Raw genomic sequence first — 19,313 nt, 5'->3', positions numbered from 1 at the left:
TGAGCGGCTGTACCACTCCCACATCATCGAATGGCGGGCAGCCCGGGATGCCGGGGCGATGGCCACCCTGACCGACCAGCGCACCAGCGCCGCCATGCGCCCGACGGCGCTGGCCGTCCGACTAGGGATACGGCTGCGGGGGGCTTACTTGGATTCGACTCGTCCTACGGGGTGGGGGCCGGTTGTCAGTGCCTCGCACGCGACCTGCCACGTGGGGGCGCCGGGGTAAAGCTGGGTGTGGAGATAGGCCGCGGTGAGCCGGGCGAGGGCGGCCACTCGCTCGGGGTTCTCGTCGGTGGTCTCAGCGGCGTCGTATCCGGCGATTCCGCCGAGTCCGTGCTCCGCGTCGAACAGGGTGAGCAGGGTCTTGGGGCTGGGGGCGAGGGTGTAGGGGTCGGCGTGCCAGTCCGGCCCCATGTCCGTGAAGTGCCGGGAGTCGTCCTCGTCGCCGGCGACGACCAGCGCGGGTGCGGCCATGGTGGAGAAGTCGACGGCGCCGATGATCGGCCACTGCTCGGCCATGGGCCCGTTGAAGGCGTCGCCGCCCCTGCCGGGCGCGGCGAGCAGTACGCCGGCCTTGATCCGGGGCTCGACGAGGTGCACCACGTTCCCGGTGTCGGGGTCGTTGAGCCCGGCGCCCAGCAGGAGGGCGGCGGTGAAGCCGCCGAGCGAGTGTCCGGCGAGGGCGACCTTGGTGGGGTCGATCCGCCCGGCGAGCTGCGGCACGGTGCGTTCGATCCCGTCGAGCCGGTCAAGGATGTGGGTCATGTCCTCGGCTCGGGATCGCCAGAAGTAGGGTGCGCCGGGTGCGTCGGCGACCAGGTGGGTCAGTGTCCTGGAGGTGAGGTGAGTGGGCTGGATGACGGCGAATCCGTGGGCAGCCCAGAAGTTGGCGAGCGGCGCATAGCCATTGAGCGAGGAGAGGTTGTTCGAGGGGCCGTGACCGTGGGAGAGGAGGATGACGGGGAGGCTGGTTCCCGTCGCGGGTGCGGAGACGCGCACCTGGAGGTCTACGGGACGTCCGGGTACTGAGAGGACTAGGGGGCTGAAGGACAGGACCGGGGCGGGCGCGCCAAAAGCGTCGGCGCTGGTCACAGTGGATGTGGATGTGCTCACGATGGGGGTTTCCTTTCGTGGCGCCTGTCGCCCGCCGGTCTCCTGCGATCGGCGACGGGCGACGGACAAGGCGGACAGAGGCATCCCGCTTCGGCTAATCTGAAGCGGAGCGCCGCTCCGATTAGTATCCGGAGCGATGCTCCGTTTTGTCAATCGGCGTGGAAGGAGTACACGGTGACCGCCGACAGCCCTGCAGGGGAGTCGCCGTCCCGAGGCAAGCGGGCCGACGCCCAGCGCAACCGGGAGACGGTGCTCGCCGCCGCCGCCGAGGTGTTCGTCACCTCCGGCGTCGACGCGCCGATCCGCCAGATCGCCACCCGGGCGGGTGTCGGTATGGGCACGATCTACCGCCACTTCCCAACCCGGGCGGATCTCGTCACGGCCGTCTACCGCCACCAGATCGAGGCATGCGCCGAGGCCGGCCCGAACCTGCTGGCCAGTGCGGACTCCCCACTCGACGCGCTGCGTGAGTGGATCGACCTCTTCGTCGACTTCCTCGTCACCAAGCACGGACTCGCCGACGCCCTGCAGTCCGACGACGACCGCTTCGCCGCGCTGCACGACTACTTCCTCGACCGCCTGCTGCCCGTCTGCGCCGAACTCCTCGACGCTGCGGTTAAGGCCGGCCTCATCAGACCCGGTACGCAGCCGTACGAGCTGATGCGCGGCATCGGCAACCTCTGCATCGGACGCGACAACGACCCCCGCTACGACCCCCGACGCCTGATCGCTCTCCTCCTCCAGGGACTTCGGCAACCTCACGCGTCCTGATATGGACGAGCGGCATCGCGTGCTGGTCCCTCCGCGCCCCCCGCTGAGCGGCCGCCCCTCAACAGCTGGAGACGCCGACACGCAACAGCGCCCCTCAACTGGTGCTGTCACTTCTCGGTTGTGGCACAGATCTTGGGGAGCCGTCGCGGAGGGTGACGATGTCGTTCGATTGAAAGGGTGGTCACGAACCCCGGCTGCCCGACTCAAACGCTCCTCTCGTAGCCTCCGCGCATGACTGATGATCCGTTCCAGTGCCGCTGCGTTCTCTGTTGTGATTACGGCGACCGAGACGAAGCAGACCGGGTTGATCTGACGATCATCGAGAATGTGCAGCAGCACGGATGGCACGTCGTGATGGTTCCTGAGGACGAAATCGGTCCTGGATTCGCCTATACGATCGGCCTCTCACACACTCACGGCGCACCTGAACTCGCCATGTTCGGGCTGGATGTCCACGCCATGCACCGCATGCTCAACAGGCTCGGAGCGAAGTCCGCTGCGGGTGCTGTACTGGCTGCCGGCCAGAGGCATCCTGACGTTGTCGACGGTCACCAAGTCGCGCTCAGGCAGGTCGATCTCCGCTGGTACCGGACCTTCTTCGGACGCGCCATTGGCTTCTATCGGCGGCCTCCTTTTCCCGTGCTGCAAGTTGCGTGGCCTGACGTGAATGACCGCTTTCATTGGGAAGAACAGGCTGAGGAGAGGCATCGGGAGTCACAGCCTCAGTTGTGGCTGCCGCCGAGTGAGCACCCTGTCGGGATCTGGACGACCGAGCTCTGATCTCGAACGTGCCGACCAGCGACAGGCCAACACCGTCGCGAGAAGCTACTGGAGCAAGATCGTTTTGCGGAGCAGTTCGAATACGGCTCGACCGTAGAGCTGCCTCTTGATCTTCTTGATGCGGTTCACGGCGCCCTTGATGCTGCCCGAGCTCCAGTCCAGGGTGAGCCCGGCTTTCACAGCGTCGAGGTCCCGGAGCAGGTGGAGTGCGAAGCCGGTGAGACCGGGTAGCTGGCTGGCATCGACTGCGTCGATCGAGGCAGGGAGCGTGCTGCCGAGGCGGCCGCTGAGTATCTCGCCGAAATCGCGGACGTGTCCGGCGGCCGTGTCCACTTCGGGGCAGCGGGTCAGAACGTCTTTCAGGCCGACGCGGTCCTCCTCGTTCAGGGTGGTGGGGTGACGGGTGAGCCAGCCAGTCACCTGCCGGACTGTCGGCGGCCGCGGCAGTGGAGCACGGTTTGAGGCCCCAGCCCAGGTGCCGGGCGATCGCCCGGCGTGAATGGCCTTGGGCAAGCAACTCGTGGACCAGTGCGTGTGCTGCCTTCTTCCGCTCGGCCCGCCGGCCGACGGGCTCCGAGTGGTCCTGCGGCCGACCGGCAGCCAGTCGGGTGGCCTCCGGCAAGATGCCGCTGGGCGACGGGTTGCGCAGACAGTCGCGGTGGGCAGCGACGCAGGTCTCCGCGGCCCGGCCGAGGCCCTGCCACAGATGGAACCGGTCAGCGACCTGCAGAGCGTCGGGGCACCGCGCCGGGCACCTTCGGCATAGGCGCCCGCCCGATCCCGGCAGATGATCTCCACGCCGGGGTGGCGGACCAGCCAGGCGGCTGTCGTGGACTCGGTCCGAGAAGCGGCCGCAGTCCGGACATTCAGCCCTGACCGCGCGGCCTCTCGCGACCACCTCGACCGTGCCGAACGCGGCCGTAACCGCCTCGACATCCACATCGTCGATCCCGTCGAACACCAACGAGTCCCTGAACGGTGCATCGGTCTGCATGACGAGCACCGTCACCGTCCACAGCCGACCACAGCAGCGACCGACAATCACCTGAGGGAGCGTCACTCCCGACCGTCCAGACGACAAGGCGTGCGCCGTCTCACACGAGCCGGTCTCCTCGCAATCGAACATCGAGGTGACGCTCCGCGACGGCTCCTCAAGATCTGTGCCAGAACCCACTTCTCATGAACATCGAACACGACGCCACCAGAACGCTGCTCAACGTCGTGAACATCCGCTGTCGTTACCCGTGAACAAAGCCAATCCCCGCAGGCGCGGGGAGCAGGCGGCGAGTGCGGCGCGGATGGCGGCTTGTTCGGGACCATTCCCGCGGGCGCGGGGAGCAGGCCTCCTTCGTCGACCGGCGATGAGCAGGCCGGGACCATCCCCGTAGGGCTCGGGGAGCAGGCCATGGCGGCCGGGCCCCAGCGCTTCACCGCGGGACCATCCCCGCTGGTACTGGGAGCAAAGGCGAGCGTCGATGGTGACATGATCCCGTCGGTACTGTTGCGCCGCGACTCCCGGCTGGCCGTCGATGGAGCCCGGCCGAGCAAGCCGGCTATCTCTCGGATCGTCAGGCCGCGTTCACGTAGCGAGGCGATCCTGCGGCGTTCCAACAGCGACAGGTACCGGCCGGACCGGGAGGACTCCGGGAGATAGTCCGGCCTCAGGCCGCCGTTCTCAGCCCGCCACCAATAGCCCGTCTTACGCCCGATCTCGAGTTGCCTGCACGCCTCGACGCTGCCCACCCCGGCCACCAGAAGCCGCCAGTACTCGGCCTCGAGTTCCAGCCTGCGCTTGCGTCTCCGCCTCGCCATCAACACTCCACAATGATCAAGGAATGTTGCGACAAGCGTTAGAACCCAAGCGTCCGCTACTGGTCCACTCTTCAGCCGTCGCCGACATCCGCGCACACTTCGGGGCCGGACGGACAGGCGGGGCAGGCGGTGGTGGCGGCATGCGCGGGTTGGCCATGTGTCCCCACAGGACGAACCAGAAGCGACGACGCTAGCGCCAGGGGCGCGATCCGTGGGAGGGTATGGAGGAGTGATCATGTGACGACTTGGCCTGTCCGGTGGATCTTTCCGGGCGCGCGCCGCGAGGCATCCTGCCGGGATGCGGCGTGATGTGTGGAAGAGTCAGACGCCATTGCCACGCTGGCCATACGAGGTTGAACCCTGTGGTCGAGAGGATCAGGAGTCGTTCCATGTCTGATGAGATCACGCTGCGCCCGGTGACCGCCGACGATCTCGACCTGTTCGAGCGCGAGTTCAACGGGCCGGAGGGGACCGGGCAGTACCAGTGGTTCGGCTTCGGTTCACCGGCCGGTCTGCGCCGGCAGTTCGCGGAGAACGGCCTACTCAGCCCCAACGGCGGCGTGCTTTCCGTCGCGGAGGCGGGCCGGACGGTGGGCCGGGTCGAGTGGTTCGCCAGCACCTGGGGGCGACCCGCCACCTCCACCTGCTGGACCCTGGCGATCGGCCTGGTGCCGGCCGCGCACGGCCGCGGCATAGGCACCCAGGCCCAGCGACTGCTGGCCGAGTACCTCTTCGACCACACCAGGGCCGAACGGCTCCAAGCCTGGACGGACTGCGCCAACCTCGCTGAGCAGCGTGCGTTGGAGAAGGCGGGCTTCGTCAGGGAGGGCGTGCTGCGCTCCGCACAGTGGCGCGGCGGCCAGTGGCGCGATCAGGTGATCTTCTCGATGCTCCGCGCGGAGCGGTCCGGCGGCGAACTGAGGTGAACACAAGACGGTGATCGACCTAACGAGTCTTTAGTTCCTGAGCTCGAGCCTCGTCAGGCGCCTGCGTCGAGCTCCGGCCCGAACTGTCCCGCAGCCCCGCCGGGCCGGGGGAGTCGTGTCCGAGCGCGTGGCCGAGTGGTCGTTACTCACTTTCGGGTGAGGGCGACCGGCACACGCCGACCTGCCAGTGCCTTAGCTTGACGTTTATCCTCGGCGGGCTTGGTGTTCCTTGATCGACTCGGCGCGTTTGACCGTCTTGCCGACGTCGTGGCGCTTGGCCCGGTGCTTGTTCTTCGAGCCGGGAGGCCGTCCCGGACCCGGCTTGGACGGTTTCGGTGCGGCCGCCGGGCGGGCCGCCGTCGCGCGGACGTTGCGAAACCCCCGGCGGACGCGGGCGGGAGTGAGGCGGCGGGGCTCGGCGGGTCGCTCCCAAGGACGGCGCAGGTCCTCGGCGAGGGGGCGGGCGAGGCGGAGCTGGGTGTGGGCGGCGATGATGAGCCAGGTCCACAGATCGGCGCTGTCGGCGTAGCGGACCTTCGGGGCCGTCCAGCCGAGGGTCTGTTTCATGAGCCTGAAGGTGTGCTCAAGATCAAATCTGCGGAGGAACGACTGCCACCAGCGGTCCACGTCCACCGGCGTTGTGGCGGTGGCCGAGCACCACAGCCAGACCGGTTTCGGGTCGCAGTCGCCCGGCAGGCGCTCGACCTGCAGCCGCACCAACGTGCCGTGCGGGGCGGGCAAGCGACGGGTGGCTGCGCCCGCCCGCCCCGTGGGCAATGACCCGCACGGGGAGAGCGGGTCTTGCGGAGCCGAGTCATCGGCCCATGGGTTACTGCGCCCCCAACGTCGCAGGTGTCACATCCACAGTGCAACAAGCGAAATCGCTCACGGCCCGAGGCTGGGGACAAGGCCGGGGGCGACGGTGCTGACGCAGATGACAGCTCGGCCGATGTTGATCAGGCAGCCTCCCGCAGCAGGGGTCCTGTGCCCGTCAGCTGGAACAGTCGCTCGACCGCTGGAGCAACCGGTCCGGACATGGAGAACTGCACTCCCGCATCCCGAAAGTGGCTGCGCGCTGCCAGCAGGACGTTCAGCCCGGCGCAATCGCAGAAGCCGACCCGGCTGAAGTCCGCCTCGACCCATCGAGCTCCGCTGAGCACCGCGACTCCCAGTTCGTCGCCCACTCGAGCCGCGGTCAGGTGATCCACCTCGCCCGCCACCGACACCACCGTCCGGCTGTCCAGTGTGCTGCTGGTCAGGCGCAACCGCTCGCCCGGCCGCTTCCCAGGGTTGCTGTCCCCCCCCAGCGTCTCGGCTTAACGCAGCCCACGTCAAAGGCCGCCCTCAGGAGCCGGGATCTCGCTCGGCGCTTGCGGCCAGACCCAGGACTGCCATCCGGATGTGCGATCGAAGGCTCTGCGCCGTCGAGCGAGCACCGCCCCACCAGCAGGTCCACCCCCGGACGGCGGCAACGTGAGCCAACCGACAGTGTGCGCGGTCGGCCGCCGGGGTACACGCCGGGCAAAACACCGCTTACGAAGCGGCCGAAAAACAATCGAAAGAGCCCGCATGGTCATCCCGCTTAGGAAGCAGGCGGCACAGGCGCAGGGCACGGGGGAGCAGTCCACGCTCCACTACAGCGCGGACTGGGCCGACGGCGCCGCCCGCGCCGTGGACGCGCGCCAGGCCCTGCGCGCCTTTCTCGCCCACGCCCCGCGCGCCGGCCGCGCCCCCGTGCCCGAACACGTCGTCCTGGACGCCGAGCTCGTCGTCAGCGAGCTGATAGCGAACGCCATCCGGCACGCCCCCGGCCCCTGCGGGCTGATCCTGCAGCTCTACGGCGACGAGCTGGCGATCACTGTGTGGGACACTTCCGCCGCAAATCCGGTGTTCAGGAGGCCCGACCGGCACCGCGCCGGCGGTCATGGACTGCACCTGGTGCGCGCGGCCAGCAACAGTCTGGCCGTCACACCCCGCGCCCAGGGAAAGCAGATCACCGCCCGTCTCCGCCTCACAGCGAACCACAGCACCAGCGCCACCACCAGGACCGTTCTGTCTTCCCTCCCTCTCGCGCAGAACGCCGCAGACACCATGACCGAACCACAAGCTCATCCCGCGCGGGACGAGCATGCTGCCAGCCCCCACGGACAACCAGCCGGCTGACAACACTGAGCACCGCCACAGCCAGCGCCGCCAGTGCGCCCCGCGGCACGCTGCAGGCCGGCCTCCAGTCGATGATCGTGATCGCCAACCGCGCCAAGTGGTGCCCCTGCCAGCCCGGACTTGTTCGTCGATGTAAGCAACAACAAGGTGTACCGCGTGTACCGCCCTGGCGGGGCAGTACCGCGAAACGGCCCACACCGGCCCGGCATCGGTGCCCCCTGGAAGGCGGGGGAACAGGGCGCACCTGGTGGGGCCGGAGAAGGGAAACGCCCGGACGCTAGACGGGAGAGTGCAGGTGACCACGCCGCCGATCGACTACCAGGCGCTGTTCGCTGCCACGCCCAGCCCCTATGTGGTGCTGAGTCCCGATCTTGTGATCCTCGACGTCAACGAAGCCCACTGCCACGCGCCCCATCGTTCTCGCCAGGATCTGATCGGGCAGTATCTCTTCGACGTGTTCCCTGACAACCCGGCGGACCCGAACACCGACGGGGTGCGGAACCTCAGTGCCTCCCTGCACCGGGTCCTGCACTCCAGGCAGCCGGACACGATGGCGGTGCAGAAGTACGACACTCCCGTGCCCGGCCGCCCGGGGGCGTTCGAGGAACGGTGGTGGTCCCCGATCAACACCCCGTGCCCGACGCGGACGGGCAGGTGGCGTGGATCATCCACCGGGTCCTGACCGAGTTCGTGCTCTCCCACCGCTCCGGCCCACAGGACGGGGAGACGCTCAGCGAGCGGGAGGCCATGGAGGCCGAACTGTACGCGCGGGCGCGCGAACTGCAGAGCCTGAACGAGGAGCTGCGACGGGCCCACGCCCGGGAGCGCAAGGTGGCCGTCACCCTCCAGGAGGCGATGCTGCAGTCGCCGGAGCTGGTCCGGCACCCGGACATCGCGGTGCGCTACCTGCCCGCGGCCAAAGGGCTGAACGTGTGCGGCGACTGGTAGGACGTGGTGGACCTGCCCGAGGACCGTTTCTCCGTGGCGGTCGGCGATGTGGTCGGTCACGGCCTACAGGCCGCCGCAGCCATGGGCATGCTCCGCAGCGCGCTGTCCGCGGCCATGCGCGCCCTGCGCGAGCCCGGCCCGGCGATGGACGTCCTGGCCTGTACGCCCGCTCGGTGGAAGGGGCGCTGGCCACCACGGCGGTCAAGGCTGTCGTCGACACCCGCCGCCAGCACGTCACCTACAGCAGTGCCGGCCACCTTCCCCCGGTCCTCGTTCATCCCGATGGCACCTTCATACTGCTCGACCAGGCCACCGACCCCCCGCTGGGAGCCCACCCGCACCACGTCCCGCGCGCCCAGGCCGCCGTGCCCTACACCTGCGGCGACACACTCGTGCTCTACACCGACGGGCTCGTCGAACGCCGCAATGAGGACTTCGACACCAGCGAAGCAACGGCTCACGGTGCGCCCGGCGCCGTAATTGCGGCCGCGATCCTGGTGATCGCATGGTGGATCCAGGGCACCGCCTACTGGGCCAAGAACCGCGGCGAGTGCCTGCGGATCAACGCCGGGGCCGGCCTCGTCGTCGGACGCTGGACGCAGATCCCTTACTACGGCTACGGGAAGTGGGCCTACGCCTGGCATACGAGATGCTAGGGGCCGACCACATGAGCGGGTCGGCCCGGGGACACCCGCGTCGGCCCATGCCACCGACGGCCGGAGAGGCACTGGATGCGTTACTCACCTTCCACTGCGGTGTTCTGTGTAGGTGTCGCACTGGCTGCGATCGGGCTCGGATTCGACCCGATCTTTGATCGGGCGCCGGCACCTCGTCGATCGAGGTGTCCGTCCCGATTCTGATAGCCGCTTGGTTCCTCGAGCGGCGCCGACACTAAACCGTAATGGACGTGCCAGGTTCCCGCCCGCCGTGCCATCGAGCGAGACGAGGCGACGGTGGCCGGCTGGGTGAAGGAGACCTGGCCGCAGGTGGAAGGACCGTGGCGGCGCTCGGTGCCTGGCTCGTCTTCGAGGACGAAGCCGGATTCTCGATGATGCCGCCGACCACCGGCACCTGACCGCGTCGCGGCCACACCCCCCGTCGTCCGTGTCCGGGGCCGATCCCGCCCATCGCACCGGACCTGCGCGGCTTCGGGGCACTGACCCGCTGCCCATCGACGCGACGCGCGGCCTGCGCGACCACGCCGACGACCTCGCCGCACTGCTGGCGGCCCTCGGGCTCGACCGGGTACACCTGGTGGGCTGGTCCATGGGAGGCGGCGTGATCATGCAGTACCTGTGTGACCACCCGGCCGCGGTGCGCTCCCTGACCCTGGTCAACCCGGTCTCCCGTACGGCTTCGCGGTACGCACGGGGAGGACGGGACCCCCAACTCCGAGGACGGGGCGGGCTCGGGCGGCGGCACGGCCAACCCGGAGTTCGTCGCGCGGCTCGCCAAGGGCGACCGCACCGAGGACTCCCCGCCCTCGCCCCGCTCCGTCCTGGCGAACTGCTACGTCAAGCCGCCATGGCGCCCAGAGCACGAGTACGAGTACGAGTACGAGTACGTCCATGCTCACCACGCGGACGGGCGACGACCACTACCCGGGCGACAGCACGGCTTCCCCCGCCTGGCCGGGCGTCGTACCCGGCATCCGCGGGGTCCTCAACTGCCTTTAGCCGCTCCACTTCCGCGTCGACGACTTGCATCTGATCGACCCCAAGCCGCCGGTGCTGTGGGTACGCGGCGAGGACGACGTGATCGTCTCGGACACCTCGATGTCCGACCTCGCGCACCTGGGCTCGATCGGTGCGGTGCCGGGCTGGGACGGGACGTCGGCCCGGCCGATGGTGGCGCAGACACGCCACGTCCTGGACCGCTACGCGGCACAGGGCGGCGCGGTGCGGGAGGTCGTCGTGCTCGGCGCCGGCCACGCCCTGCATCTCGAACGCCCAGAGGAGTTCGGCGCGGCACTGCTGGGGATCCTGTCGGCATGACGGTATGCAACACTGAGCAGGGCGCCGTGCGCGGCAGCCTGTCCTCCAACGGCGTGGCGTCCTTCCTGGGCATCCCTTACGCGGCCCCGCCCTTCGGCGCCCGTCGCTTCCGCGCACCGTGTCCGCCCGAGCCCTGGACGGGCGTACGCGACGCCACGGCCCACGGTCCGACCGCGCCCCACGCGCCCTACGCACCGCCCTTCGACGCCCTCATTCCGGAGGACGTCATCCCAGGTGAGGACTGTCTGAACCTCAACGTCTGGACCCCATCCCCGGGGCCGGGGGCGGGCCTGCCGGTGATGGTGTGGCTGCACGGCGGGGCGTTCTCCAACGGCTCGGGCTCGGCACCGGCGTACGACGGCAGCGCCTTCGCGCGCGACGGGGTCGTCTGCGTCAACCTCAACTACCGCTTGGGCACGGACGGTTTCCTCCACCTTCCCGGCGTCCCCGACAACCGGGGTCTCCTCGATCAGGTGGCCGCCCTGCGCTGGATCCGTGCCAACATCGCCTCCTTCGGCGGCGACCCCGATCAGGTGACGGTCTTCGGTGAGTCGGCGGGCGCGATGAGCATCGGCGTCCTGCTGGCCACGGGCAAGGCACACGGCCTGTTCCGGCGGGCGATCCTGCAGAGCGGCGCCTGCCACCACTTCCTGCGCCCGTCCTCGGCGGCCCTGATCGCGGCCCGCCTGGCCACGAAGCTCGGCATCGAGCCGACCCCGGAGGCCTTCGCCGCGGTCCCCCTCAGCGACCTCCTTCCGGCCCAGGCCGAGCTCCGCACCGAGGTGAGCGCCCGCCCGGATCCATTCCTGTGGGGGGAGGCGGCGCTCAACATGATGCCGTTCGAGCCCGTCACGGACGGTCTGCCCCTTCCCGGCCCCCACTGCGGCGTGGACCTCCTGATCGGCAGCAACCGCGAGGAGTACCGGCTCTTCCTGGTCCCCACGGAGCGCCTGGAGACCTTCCCCGAACCGCGACTCCGTGCCGTGACGGCCGCCTACGACCTCGAGCCGGACAAGGCCCTGCCGGTCTACCGCACCACCCGCCCGGCCGCCGCCCCGGGCGAGCTCCTGGACGCGGTGGCGACGGACTGGTTCTACCGGATCCCCGCCATCCGTCTGGCCGAGTCCGTTCCGGGCTCGCACCTGTATGAATTCGCCTGGCGCTCCCCACAGTTCGCCACCCGCCTCGGCGCATGCCACGCCCTGGAACTGGCCTTCGTCTTCGACCGCCTCCACGACCCGTCGTACGCCCCGATGCTCGGCACCCACCCACCCCAGGCTCTCGCGGACGCGATGCACGCGGCGTGGGTCTCCTTCGCGAAGACCGGCGACCCCGGCTGGCCCGCGTACAACACGACCACCCGCACGACGATGGTCTTCGCCGAAGACCCCGCTCCGGAGGACGACCCACGGAGGGAGGAACGCCTGCTGTGGGAAGGCGTGCGCTAGCACCCCGTCAGTTCTTCCCCGGACATGCCTCATCCTGTCGCGTTCGGAAATTCCTCGCAGCTGTCCGAAGTGGCTCTGGCACGGCTTGGCGACGCTCCTTACGCCGACAGGAGTCTCAGATCCGCGTGCCGGCCGGTTCCAGCCGGACCACGATTCCCTTCGACGTCGGCGTGTTGCTGATGTCGGCCACGCTGTCCAGCGGTACCAGGACGTTGGTCTCCGGGTAGTACGCGGCGGCGGAGCCGAGCGTCGTCGGGTAGGAGACGAGCCGGAAGTCCGGGGCGCGGCGCTCCGTCCCATCCCGCCATACGCTCACCAGGTCCACCTCGGACCCGTCGGCGAAGCCGAGTGCCTCCAGGTCGGCGGGGTTCACCAGTACGATCCGGCGGCCACCGTGGATGCCGCGATAGCGGTCGTTCATCGCGTACGGGATGGTGTTCCACTGGTCGTGGGAGCGCAGGGTCTGCAGGATGAGATGGCCCGGGGGCGCCTGGAGCATCTCGAAGCCGTTGCGGGTGAAGACGGCCTTGCCCTGTGGGGTGTTGAAGACGCCCTGGTTCACCGGGTTCGGCAGCCGGAAGCCGCCGGGCCGGGCCGCGCGTGTGTTGTAGTCCTCGAAGCCCGGCACGACGCGGGAGATCCGGTCCCGGATGGTGCCGTAGTCCGCCTCGAACCGCTCCCACGGGATGTCCACTCGGTCACCGAGGGTGCGGCGGGCGAGCCGCGAGATGATCGCCACCTCGCTGAGCAGCTTCTCGGAGGCCGGCTCCAGACGGCCGCGGGAGGCATGCACCTGGCTCATCGAGTCCTCGACCGTGACGAACTGCTCGACGCCGCCCTGGACGTCCCGGTCACTGCGTCCCAGCGTGGGCAGGATCAGCGCGGTGTCACCGCAGACCGTGTGCGAGCGGTTGAGCTTGGTCGAAACGTGCGCGGTGAGCCGGCAACTGCGCAGTGCGGCCTCCGTGAGCTCGCTGTCCGGGGCCGCCCGGACGAAGTTGCCCGCGACGCCGACGAAGACCTTGGCACGTCCGTCGCGCATGGCCCTGATGGAATCCACCGTGTCCCAGCCGTGCCGGGTGGGCGGGGTGAACCCGAACTCACGCTCCAGCGCGTCCAGGAAGCGCTGCGGCATCCGCTCCCAGATGCCCATGGTGCGGTCGCCCTGCACGTTGCTGTGGCCGCGCACCGGGCAGACGCCCGCTCCAGGCCTCCCGATGTTGCCGCGCAGCATGAGGAAGTTGACGACCTCGCGGATGGTGGGCACACCGTGCTTGTGCTGGGTCAGGCCCATCGCCCAGCAGACGATGACGCTCCTGCTCCGCAGCACTCGCTCGTGCACCTGCTCGATCTCGTCGCGAGTCAGCCCGGTCGCCCTGAGCACGTCGTCCCAGTCGGTCCTGCGGGCGTGCTCGGCGAACTCGGCGAAACCGGTGGTGTGGGCGTCGATGAACCCGTGGTCGAGCACCGAGCCCGGCTCGTCCTCCTCGGCCTGAAGCAGCAGCAGGTTGAGGGCCTGGAACAGTGCGAGGTCACCGCCGAGGCGGATCTGCAGGAACTGGTCGGCGAGCGCGGTACCCCTGCCGATGACGCCACGGGGCCGCTGCGGGTTCTTGAACCGCATCAGTCCCGCTTCGGGCAGCGGATTCACGGCGACGATGTGGCCGCCGTTGCGCTTGGTCTGCTCCAGCGCGGAGAGCATCCGCGGGTGGTTGGTGCCCGGGTTCTGACCCACGACGAAGATCAGGTCGGCGTGGTGGATGTCGTCCAGGGACACGCTGCCCTTGCCGACGCCCAGCGTCTCCTGCAGTGCGGAGCCGCTGGACTCGTGGCACATGTTGCTGCAGTCGGGCAGGTTGTTGGTGCCATAGGCCCGGGCGAAGAGCTGGAGGAGGAACGCGGCCTCGTTGCTCACCCGGCCCGAGGTGTAGAAGAGGGCCTCGTCCGGGGAGTCCAGCCGTGCAAGTTCCCCGGCGAGCAGCCCGAGCGCCTCGCCCCAGCCGATCGGCTCGTAGTGGTCCGAACCCGGCCGCTTGACCATGGGCTCTGTGAGCCGGCCCTGCTGGTTGAGCCAGTAGTCGGACTTTCCGTCCAGCTCGGAGACGGAGTGCCGCGCGAAGAAGTCGGCGGTGATCCGCCGTGTGGTCGCCTCGTCGTTGATGTGCTTGGCGCCGTTCTCGCAGTATTCCTGCCGGTGCCTGTGCTTCGCGTCGGGCTCCGGCCACGCGCAGCCCGGGCAGTCGATGCCGCTGGTCTGGTTGACGTTCAGCAGCGTCAGGGCGGTACGCCGGGCCGATGTCTGCTGCAGCGAGTAGCGCAGCGCGTTCGTGACGGCTGGGAGACCGACCGCCCAGGTCTTGGGGGGTGTGACCGTCAGGTGGTCATCGGCCGGGTCTTCGATGGTGCCCATGCTGTGTGGCCCTTCTGCTGCTTTCTCAGGCGTACGGGTGCTTCATCGGCGGGTGGCCGATGGCCGGCCGTCCCGAATTCCACCGCTCACGCGGAAACCGTCGCCGGCTTCTCGATTTCGGTGGGCTCGTCGGCGAGCCGCGTCGACGTACCGCGGCCCACGAAGCCGTAGGCCGCCCCGACGAGCAGACCTCCGCCGACGAGGTTGCCCAGGCCCACGATCCCGAGGTTGCGGGCGAACTCGGCCGCGGTGGCACCCGGTACGTGCTCGAACATGCCGAGCGCGTAATACGTCATGTTGGCCACGACGTGCTCGAAGCCCGAGCCGACGAACGCCAGCAGACACCAGAAGATCAGCATCAGCTTGGCGCCGTCGGACCTGGTCCGAGCCGCCATCCACACGCCCAGGCAGACGAGGAAGTTGCAGAGCACCCCGCGGAAGAACAGCGCCGCGCCCGACTCCGCCGACTTCGCCTTGATCAGGCTCGCCAGCAGGGCGAGCGCCGGGGCAGGATGCCCGGGGGCGGCACCGGAGGTGATGACACCGCTGCTGTGCACCAGCCAGGCGAACAGGACGGACCCGAAGAGGTTGCCCACGAACGACCCGATGATGAGCGCCGCCGCGTTGCCGGCGGTGCAGCGCCGGGCTATGACTCCCTGCACCGTCGTCATCATGTTGCCGGTCGTCAGTTCGGCTCCGGCGAAGACCACCAGGGTCAGCGCTACGCCGAACACCAGGCCCTCGACGAGTTTCGTGTACGGCGACGAGGCCGCCAGCAGCGGTCCGGCGACCGTGAGGAGCAGTACTGCCGCAACCCCGATGAATGCACCGGCCAGCAGGGAGCTGACCAGATAGCGGCCCGGCTTCCGGAGGCTGTCGACCTTGTCGGCGGCCGCCTGTCCCTGCTCGGCGAGAGCCTGAGAAATGGGGATGGGCATTGCGTCACCTCATTGCGCTCATGTACGGATGTTCGCTGTATGGCCTGCTGCGTTTTTGAATCCTAGGCGGAACGGAATGCTCCGGAAGAAAAGGAGTTCAAGGTCACAGATCACCGAGTGGGCGGTTCGCGATTCGGATACCGGTCCCGGCTCACATTGCGGTCAATGGAATTTCCAATTTTGAGCAAAATGGTGGTATGGAATTCCCCGGTGGAGGATTCCGGACGGGCCGGAGACTCGGCCGGCCGGCGGCGCCGGCGAAGCATCCGGGATCCGGGGGAATCCCACCGGGCCGCCGCCACATGACCACCCACTCGTTCCGCGACGGATCATCCGCAGCGGCCGCCCGCCCTCGTCGTCATTGATCTCGCGGACGGGTACTCGCTTATGCCACCCGCGCAGCTAACGGCCATGCAATGGGAGCGGCTGGAGCGGGAGTTGAAGCGCGGCCCGCTCGCGCACGGCTGGGACGACGAGTTCCAGGGGTGGACGCTGAAGCGGGTCAAGCTGCTGATCGGGCGGATGTTCCATGTCGGGTACACGATCCAGGGTGTGTGGAAACTGTTGCGGCGGCACGGCTGGTCCGCGCAGGTGCCCCTGCGGCGGGCGATCGAACGCGACGACGAGGCGATCGAGGTGTGGAAGGCCGAGGTGTGGCCGCAGGTAAAAGGACCGCGGCGGACCTGGGCGCCCACATCTGCTTCGAGGACGAGGCAGGCCAGGGGCTGAGGCCGCCGAAGGGACACACTGGGCACCGCGCGGAGCCCGGCCGGTGGTGCGGGTGCGCGGCCGCAGCCGGGGACGGGTCGACATCGCCGGCGTGGTCTGCTACCGCGCCGGACACCGCTCCCGGTTCTTCTTCAAGCTGCACATCTGGCACGGGCGCCGGGGCGAGCCGAAGGCGTTCTCCTGGCGCCAGTACCGCGATCTGATCGTCATGACGCACATCCAGCTCGGCACCCCGGTGGTGTGGTGCTGGGACAACCTGAACGTGCACCTGGTCAAGGAGCTGGCCGGCTTCGCCGAGGAGCACAAGGACTGGTTACAGATCTTCCAGATGCCCTCCTACGCACCGGAGCTGAGCCCGGCCGAGGGAATCTGGTCGCTCCTCAAACGGCACCTGGCCGACTTCGCCGCCGCCGACCTCACGCACCTCACCCGCGTGATCAAGCGGAAGCTGAAGAAGATCCAGTACCGGCCCCACCTGGTCGACAGCTGTCTGCCACCCACCGGTCTGACCATGGACGACGACGCGACCAGACCACCGGACTCCGCGAGTTCAACCTGAGTAATGCCTTAGCCTCAATACCAGTGACTTAAGGGATGGGATCTCAGTTGCGGGGGGGGCCTTGATCGGTGGATTGATCGAGGCTGTACGCCAGTGCGGGGCTATGGCCACGGCCTCGGCCGGGCTCCGGTCGGGCTGTGGCGGGCGTCGGTGTTCGTCGCGTTTGACGCCGAAGTTGGACATCTTGCGTTTGATGACACGGGGGTTGAAGCGCCTGCGGCGGAGGGGTAGTAGGCGCCGGGCTTTCTCCTGCAGGCCCTCGGTGAGGGCCGTTGCCAGGTGCTCAGGGGGAAAAGGCCGCCTGCGCGGTGACCTGACGGCGTGCGAGACGGATGCTGCGGGTGAAGGAGAGCCGGTCGGTGTCGAGTTGGGCGGCGTCCGCAGTGTCGTGCATCAGGCTGCGGATGGCGTAGTGGACCAGTAGTTGGCCCCAGATCTCCTGCTCGACGCCGTCGGGTGAGCGGGAGCGAAGGACCTGGGCGGGGCCGCGTTGATGGGTCTTCAGCTCGTCCAGCGCGGTTTCGATCTCCCATCGTTCGTGATAGAGGGTGGCCAGGTCGGTGGCGGACGCGGCTTCGGGGTCGAGAATCGTGGTGATCAGCCGGTAGGGAGCATCCTGTTCGGGAAATCCGGGGCCTTGCAGGGTGTACTCGACGACCCGTACGGCCGTGGGGTCGGCGCGTTTGCGGTGGTCCTTCGCGGCGACGATCTCTGACAAGTACGAGCCGTCGGGAAGCTCCTTGCGTACCGGCAGCACCTGGTGGGAGCGGATTCGCCACAGCAGGTCCGCACCGCCGGCCGAGGCGGCCCGCCACAGATCCAGACCGCTGAACCCGCGGTCGGCCAGCAGTAGATCGCCCTCACCGAGATGACCGAACAGGCTGCGGGCCAGGGCAGGTTCGGATGACGACAACGGTCCCAGTGCGGCGGCGGTGATGGCATGGGTGCCGCACTCGGCCAGGGCCACCATCCGTACCTGCGGATACGCACACCGCTCGGTGCGATGGGTCTTCGGCCGCCCGAAGTACGCGGCGTTCGCCTCACTGTCGGGTGCGTCAAAGACCGTGCCGTCGATCGCCACCAGCCTCCACCGCCCGTATCGGGAACCCCGGGTCTCTTCGGTCGCCAACGGCCGGGCAACCTCGGCGAACAGTGCCCTCAGCGGCTCCGGTCCCAGCTTCACCCGTGCACGCGAGATCGCTGCCGTAGTCGGCACCTGCCATGAGCCCGACCAACGCTTCGCCCAGGTCAGGCCCTGAGTGAGCAGCCGTGCGACCTCCTCGTACCCCTGCCCGGAAAACAGACACATCGCCAGCACGAAGTAGACCACCACCCGCGGCGGCAGCAGCCGAGTGCGCTGTCCCGAGCGACCGCACTCGGCAACCACACGGTCCACCAACTCCGGCGGAAACGTACGCGTCAGCAGCCCGACCGCGATCCGGTCCGACAACCGCTCATCCGTCTCCGGCTTGACCTGCCCAGGCCGTGGCATCCAGGCACCTCCTGGACGCCACACTACCAGCCGTGACCGTTAAGTCACTGGTATTGAGGCTAGGCCGCTTGACGAACCACAACGATCAGCAGCACAGGCCGACGGGCCTACGGTGCCGACAGGGCTGTGCGCTCGGCTTTCTCCAGCCAGTCGGTGTACCAGCGGGCAAACGTCACCGGCGTACCGTCGTCGTCGAGCAGCGGGGCGAGGTCTACGTCGTCCACCCGGCAGTCGGACCAGATCGTGCCGCGGTGGCTGCCGCTGATGATCAGCCATTCTCTCTGGGCGCAGCCCAGGTGAGAGATCACGATGGCGCCGGCGGTGCGCTCCGGGGCGAACATGACGGCCTCCCACCGCTCGTCCCACGCCTCGATGGCGTCGTCGAAGTCCTCGATGTCGTCGAAGTCCTCTTCCTCGGGGCGTTGGGCAAGAAGGTCATCGAGCAGCTTCGGGTCCGGGCCCTGCTCGGGAAATGGCTCGGCAAGCCTCGACAGGTCGGCCAGGTCCGCGCCGTCGCCTTCCCAACGCCAGCGGCCTTGCACGCGCCGAACCGGGAACAGGCCATACGCGGGGCCGGCGCCGCCCGCGCCGACGTGGAGCAGGAAGGTCCGGTACTCCTCTGGCAGCCGCACGCCTATCTGAGCCTCGAGTTCGGCAAGCTCGCCCTGGGTAAGCGGGTCCTCCACGATCCACCTGTGCCCCAACGCCCCGAACACCTTGCTGCCGGAAGGCCCTGCACCCGCCGCCTCCACCCGCTGACGCACGCCCACCCGCCACTGATCAGTCATGCGCAGACCATACGTGCAGCCACCGACACCTGGGTCGCGGGGCCCACTGCTGCGGTCCCGACGGACTCAGGAACGGCCCGACGCCCCAGGCCCATCGGCAGAACACGCACATCGGCAGCTGAGACCCTCGGTGGCCAACCAGCGCACTCAGTCACGCCCACCAGCAAGATCACGATCTACAGCTGGAGTACATGCTCCTACGACCGGGCAATGCAGGGGCGAACACGGTGGCCGACCACCTCGCGGTGTTCAGCGAGGCCCTCGCCCAGATCCCCGGCTCCTCGGCCGCGAAGATCCTCGTCCGAGTGGACGGGGCCGGAGCCACACACGGGCTGCTGGAGCATCTGGAAGCCCTGAACACCACGCGGCGCACGGTGCGCTACACCGTCGGCTGGAAGATCACCGAGGACGACGAGAAGGCCATCGCCCGCCTGCCCGA

15 protein-coding genes and 7 pseudogenes are annotated in these 19,313 nt (G+C 68.7%); 12 read left to right on the top strand and 10 right to left on the bottom strand.

Translation table 11 applies throughout. The annotated features are described in order from the left end of the window. Positions 1–144 precede the first annotated feature (144 nt). Complete coding sequence (locus AB0N14_RS37615; protein ID WP_366030215.1) at positions 145–1,116, bottom strand: alpha/beta fold hydrolase; 972 nt, start codon at positions 1,114–1,116, stop codon at positions 145–147. Between the two features lie 174 nt (positions 1,117–1,290). Between AB0N14_RS37615 and AB0N14_RS37610 the strand changes: the two genes are divergently transcribed. Together AB0N14_RS37610 and AB0N14_RS37605 are read left to right on the top strand one after the other, a co-directional pair. After that, positions 1,291–1,887 (top strand): TetR/AcrR family transcriptional regulator, encoded by a 597-nt coding sequence (locus AB0N14_RS37610; RefSeq protein ID WP_366030214.1) that lies wholly within the window; start codon positions 1,291–1,293, stop codon positions 1,885–1,887. A 231-nt stretch (positions 1,888–2,118) separates the two neighbouring features. Next, positions 2,119–2,667, top strand: a complete 549-nt coding sequence (locus AB0N14_RS37605) for a DUF4262 domain-containing protein (protein WP_366030213.1) — start codon at positions 2,119–2,121, stop codon at positions 2,665–2,667. Positions 2,668–2,712: 45 nt separating this feature from the next. On the opposite strand, the gene AB0N14_RS37600 is transcribed toward AB0N14_RS37605, so the two are convergent. The 3 genes and pseudogenes from AB0N14_RS37600 to AB0N14_RS37590 form a co-directional block, all read right to left on the bottom strand. Beyond that, entirely contained in the window at positions 2,713–3,087 is a 375-nt protein-coding gene (locus AB0N14_RS37600) for a hypothetical protein (protein ID WP_366030212.1), read from the bottom strand. 271 nt (positions 3,088–3,358) lie between these two features. Next, positions 3,359–3,489 (bottom strand): annotated as a pseudogene (locus tag AB0N14_RS37595) (transposase); the annotation flags it as partial. Between the two features lie 234 nt (positions 3,490–3,723). Continuing rightward, entirely contained in the window at positions 3,724–4,479 is a 756-nt protein-coding gene (locus AB0N14_RS37590) for a helix-turn-helix domain-containing protein (RefSeq protein WP_366030211.1), read from the bottom strand. A gap of 389 nt (positions 4,480–4,868) precedes the next feature. On the opposite strand from AB0N14_RS37590, the gene AB0N14_RS37585 reads away from it, so the two are divergent. Then, positions 4,869–5,405 (top strand): GNAT family protein, encoded by a 537-nt coding sequence (locus AB0N14_RS37585; protein ID WP_366030210.1) that lies wholly within the window; start codon positions 4,869–4,871, stop codon positions 5,403–5,405. Positions 5,406–5,609: 204 nt separating this feature from the next. Here the strand turns inward: AB0N14_RS37585 and AB0N14_RS37580 are convergent. After that, positions 5,610–6,131 (bottom strand): annotated as a pseudogene (locus AB0N14_RS37580) (transposase); the annotation flags it as partial. Between the two features lie 230 nt (positions 6,132–6,361). Continuing rightward, entirely contained in the window at positions 6,362–6,670 is a 309-nt protein-coding gene (locus AB0N14_RS37575; RefSeq protein WP_366030209.1) for an STAS domain-containing protein, read from the bottom strand. Positions 6,671–6,974: 304 nt separating this feature from the next. On the opposite strand from AB0N14_RS37575, the gene AB0N14_RS37570 reads away from it, so the two are divergent. From AB0N14_RS37570 to AB0N14_RS37545, 6 genes and pseudogenes are all read left to right on the top strand, one after another. After that, positions 6,975–7,568 carry an ATP-binding protein gene (locus AB0N14_RS37570; RefSeq protein WP_366030208.1) on the top strand — a complete coding sequence of 198 codons (594 nt, stop codon included), beginning with the start codon at positions 6,975–6,977 and terminating at the stop codon, positions 7,566–7,568. A gap of 295 nt (positions 7,569–7,863) precedes the next feature. Then, positions 7,864–8,956 (top strand): annotated as a pseudogene (locus AB0N14_RS37565) (SpoIIE family protein phosphatase); the annotation flags it as partial. A gap of 462 nt (positions 8,957–9,418) precedes the next feature. After that, positions 9,419–9,568, top strand: a pseudogene (locus AB0N14_RS37560) (transposase); the annotation flags it as partial. A 52-nt stretch (positions 9,569–9,620) separates the two neighbouring features. Further along, positions 9,621–9,803, top strand: a pseudogene (locus AB0N14_RS37555) (alpha/beta fold hydrolase); the annotation flags it as partial. Between the two features lie 413 nt (positions 9,804–10,216). Further along, positions 10,217–10,510, top strand: coding sequence for a hypothetical protein (locus AB0N14_RS37550; protein WP_366030207.1), 294 nt, complete (start codon positions 10,217–10,219; stop codon positions 10,508–10,510). After that, positions 10,507–11,958 (top strand): carboxylesterase/lipase family protein, encoded by a 1,452-nt coding sequence (locus tag AB0N14_RS37545; RefSeq protein WP_366030206.1) that lies wholly within the window; start codon positions 10,507–10,509, stop codon positions 11,956–11,958. Before AB0N14_RS37550 ends, AB0N14_RS37545 begins: the two co-directional genes overlap by 4 nt. Positions 11,959–12,073: 115 nt before the next feature. Here AB0N14_RS37545 and AB0N14_RS37540 read toward each other — a convergent pair whose 3' ends face one another. Together AB0N14_RS37540 and AB0N14_RS37535 are read right to left on the bottom strand one after the other, a co-directional pair. Then, entirely contained in the window at positions 12,074–14,368 is a 2,295-nt protein-coding gene (locus AB0N14_RS37540; protein WP_366030205.1) for an FdhF/YdeP family oxidoreductase, read from the bottom strand. Positions 14,369–14,454: 86 nt separating this feature from the next. Continuing rightward, positions 14,455–15,306: a formate/nitrite transporter family protein gene (locus AB0N14_RS37535; RefSeq protein WP_366030204.1), complete on the bottom strand. Its 852-nt coding sequence runs from the start codon at positions 15,304–15,306 to the stop codon at positions 14,455–14,457. A gap of 399 nt (positions 15,307–15,705) precedes the next feature. On the opposite strand from AB0N14_RS37535, the pseudogene AB0N14_RS37530 reads away from it, so the two are divergent. Then, a pseudogene (locus tag AB0N14_RS37530) lies at positions 15,706–16,035 on the top strand (winged helix-turn-helix domain-containing protein); the annotation flags it as partial. Positions 16,036–16,078: 43 nt separating this feature from the next. Next, positions 16,079–16,594, top strand: coding sequence for a transposase (locus AB0N14_RS37525; protein ID WP_366030203.1), 516 nt, complete (start codon positions 16,079–16,081; stop codon positions 16,592–16,594). Between the two features lie 283 nt (positions 16,595–16,877). Here the strand turns inward: AB0N14_RS37525 and AB0N14_RS37520 are convergent, their stop codons facing one another. Both AB0N14_RS37520 and AB0N14_RS37515 read right to left on the bottom strand, forming a co-directional pair. Then, the gene (locus tag AB0N14_RS37520) at positions 16,878–18,086 is read right to left on the bottom strand and encodes an IS4 family transposase (protein ID WP_366030202.1); all 1,209 of its coding nucleotides are present in this window, start codon (positions 18,084–18,086) and stop codon (positions 16,878–16,880) included. 107 nt (positions 18,087–18,193) lie between these two features. After that, a complete protein-coding gene (locus AB0N14_RS37515; RefSeq protein WP_366030201.1) occupies positions 18,194–18,874 on the bottom strand; it encodes an SMI1/KNR4 family protein in 681 nt (226 codons plus the stop codon). 191 nt (positions 18,875–19,065) lie between these two features. On the opposite strand from AB0N14_RS37515, the pseudogene AB0N14_RS37510 reads away from it, so the two are divergent. After that, positions 19,066–19,313 (top strand): annotated as a pseudogene (locus AB0N14_RS37510) (IS1380 family transposase); the annotation flags it as partial.

Source organism: Streptomyces sp. NPDC051104 (genome assembly GCF_040682835.1).
Classification (GTDB): domain Bacteria; phylum Actinomycetota; class Actinomycetes; order Streptomycetales; family Streptomycetaceae; genus Streptomyces; species Streptomyces cynarae.
Note: the sequence above shows the minus strand (reverse complement) of the source record. Positions and strands in the feature narration are given on the sequence as shown.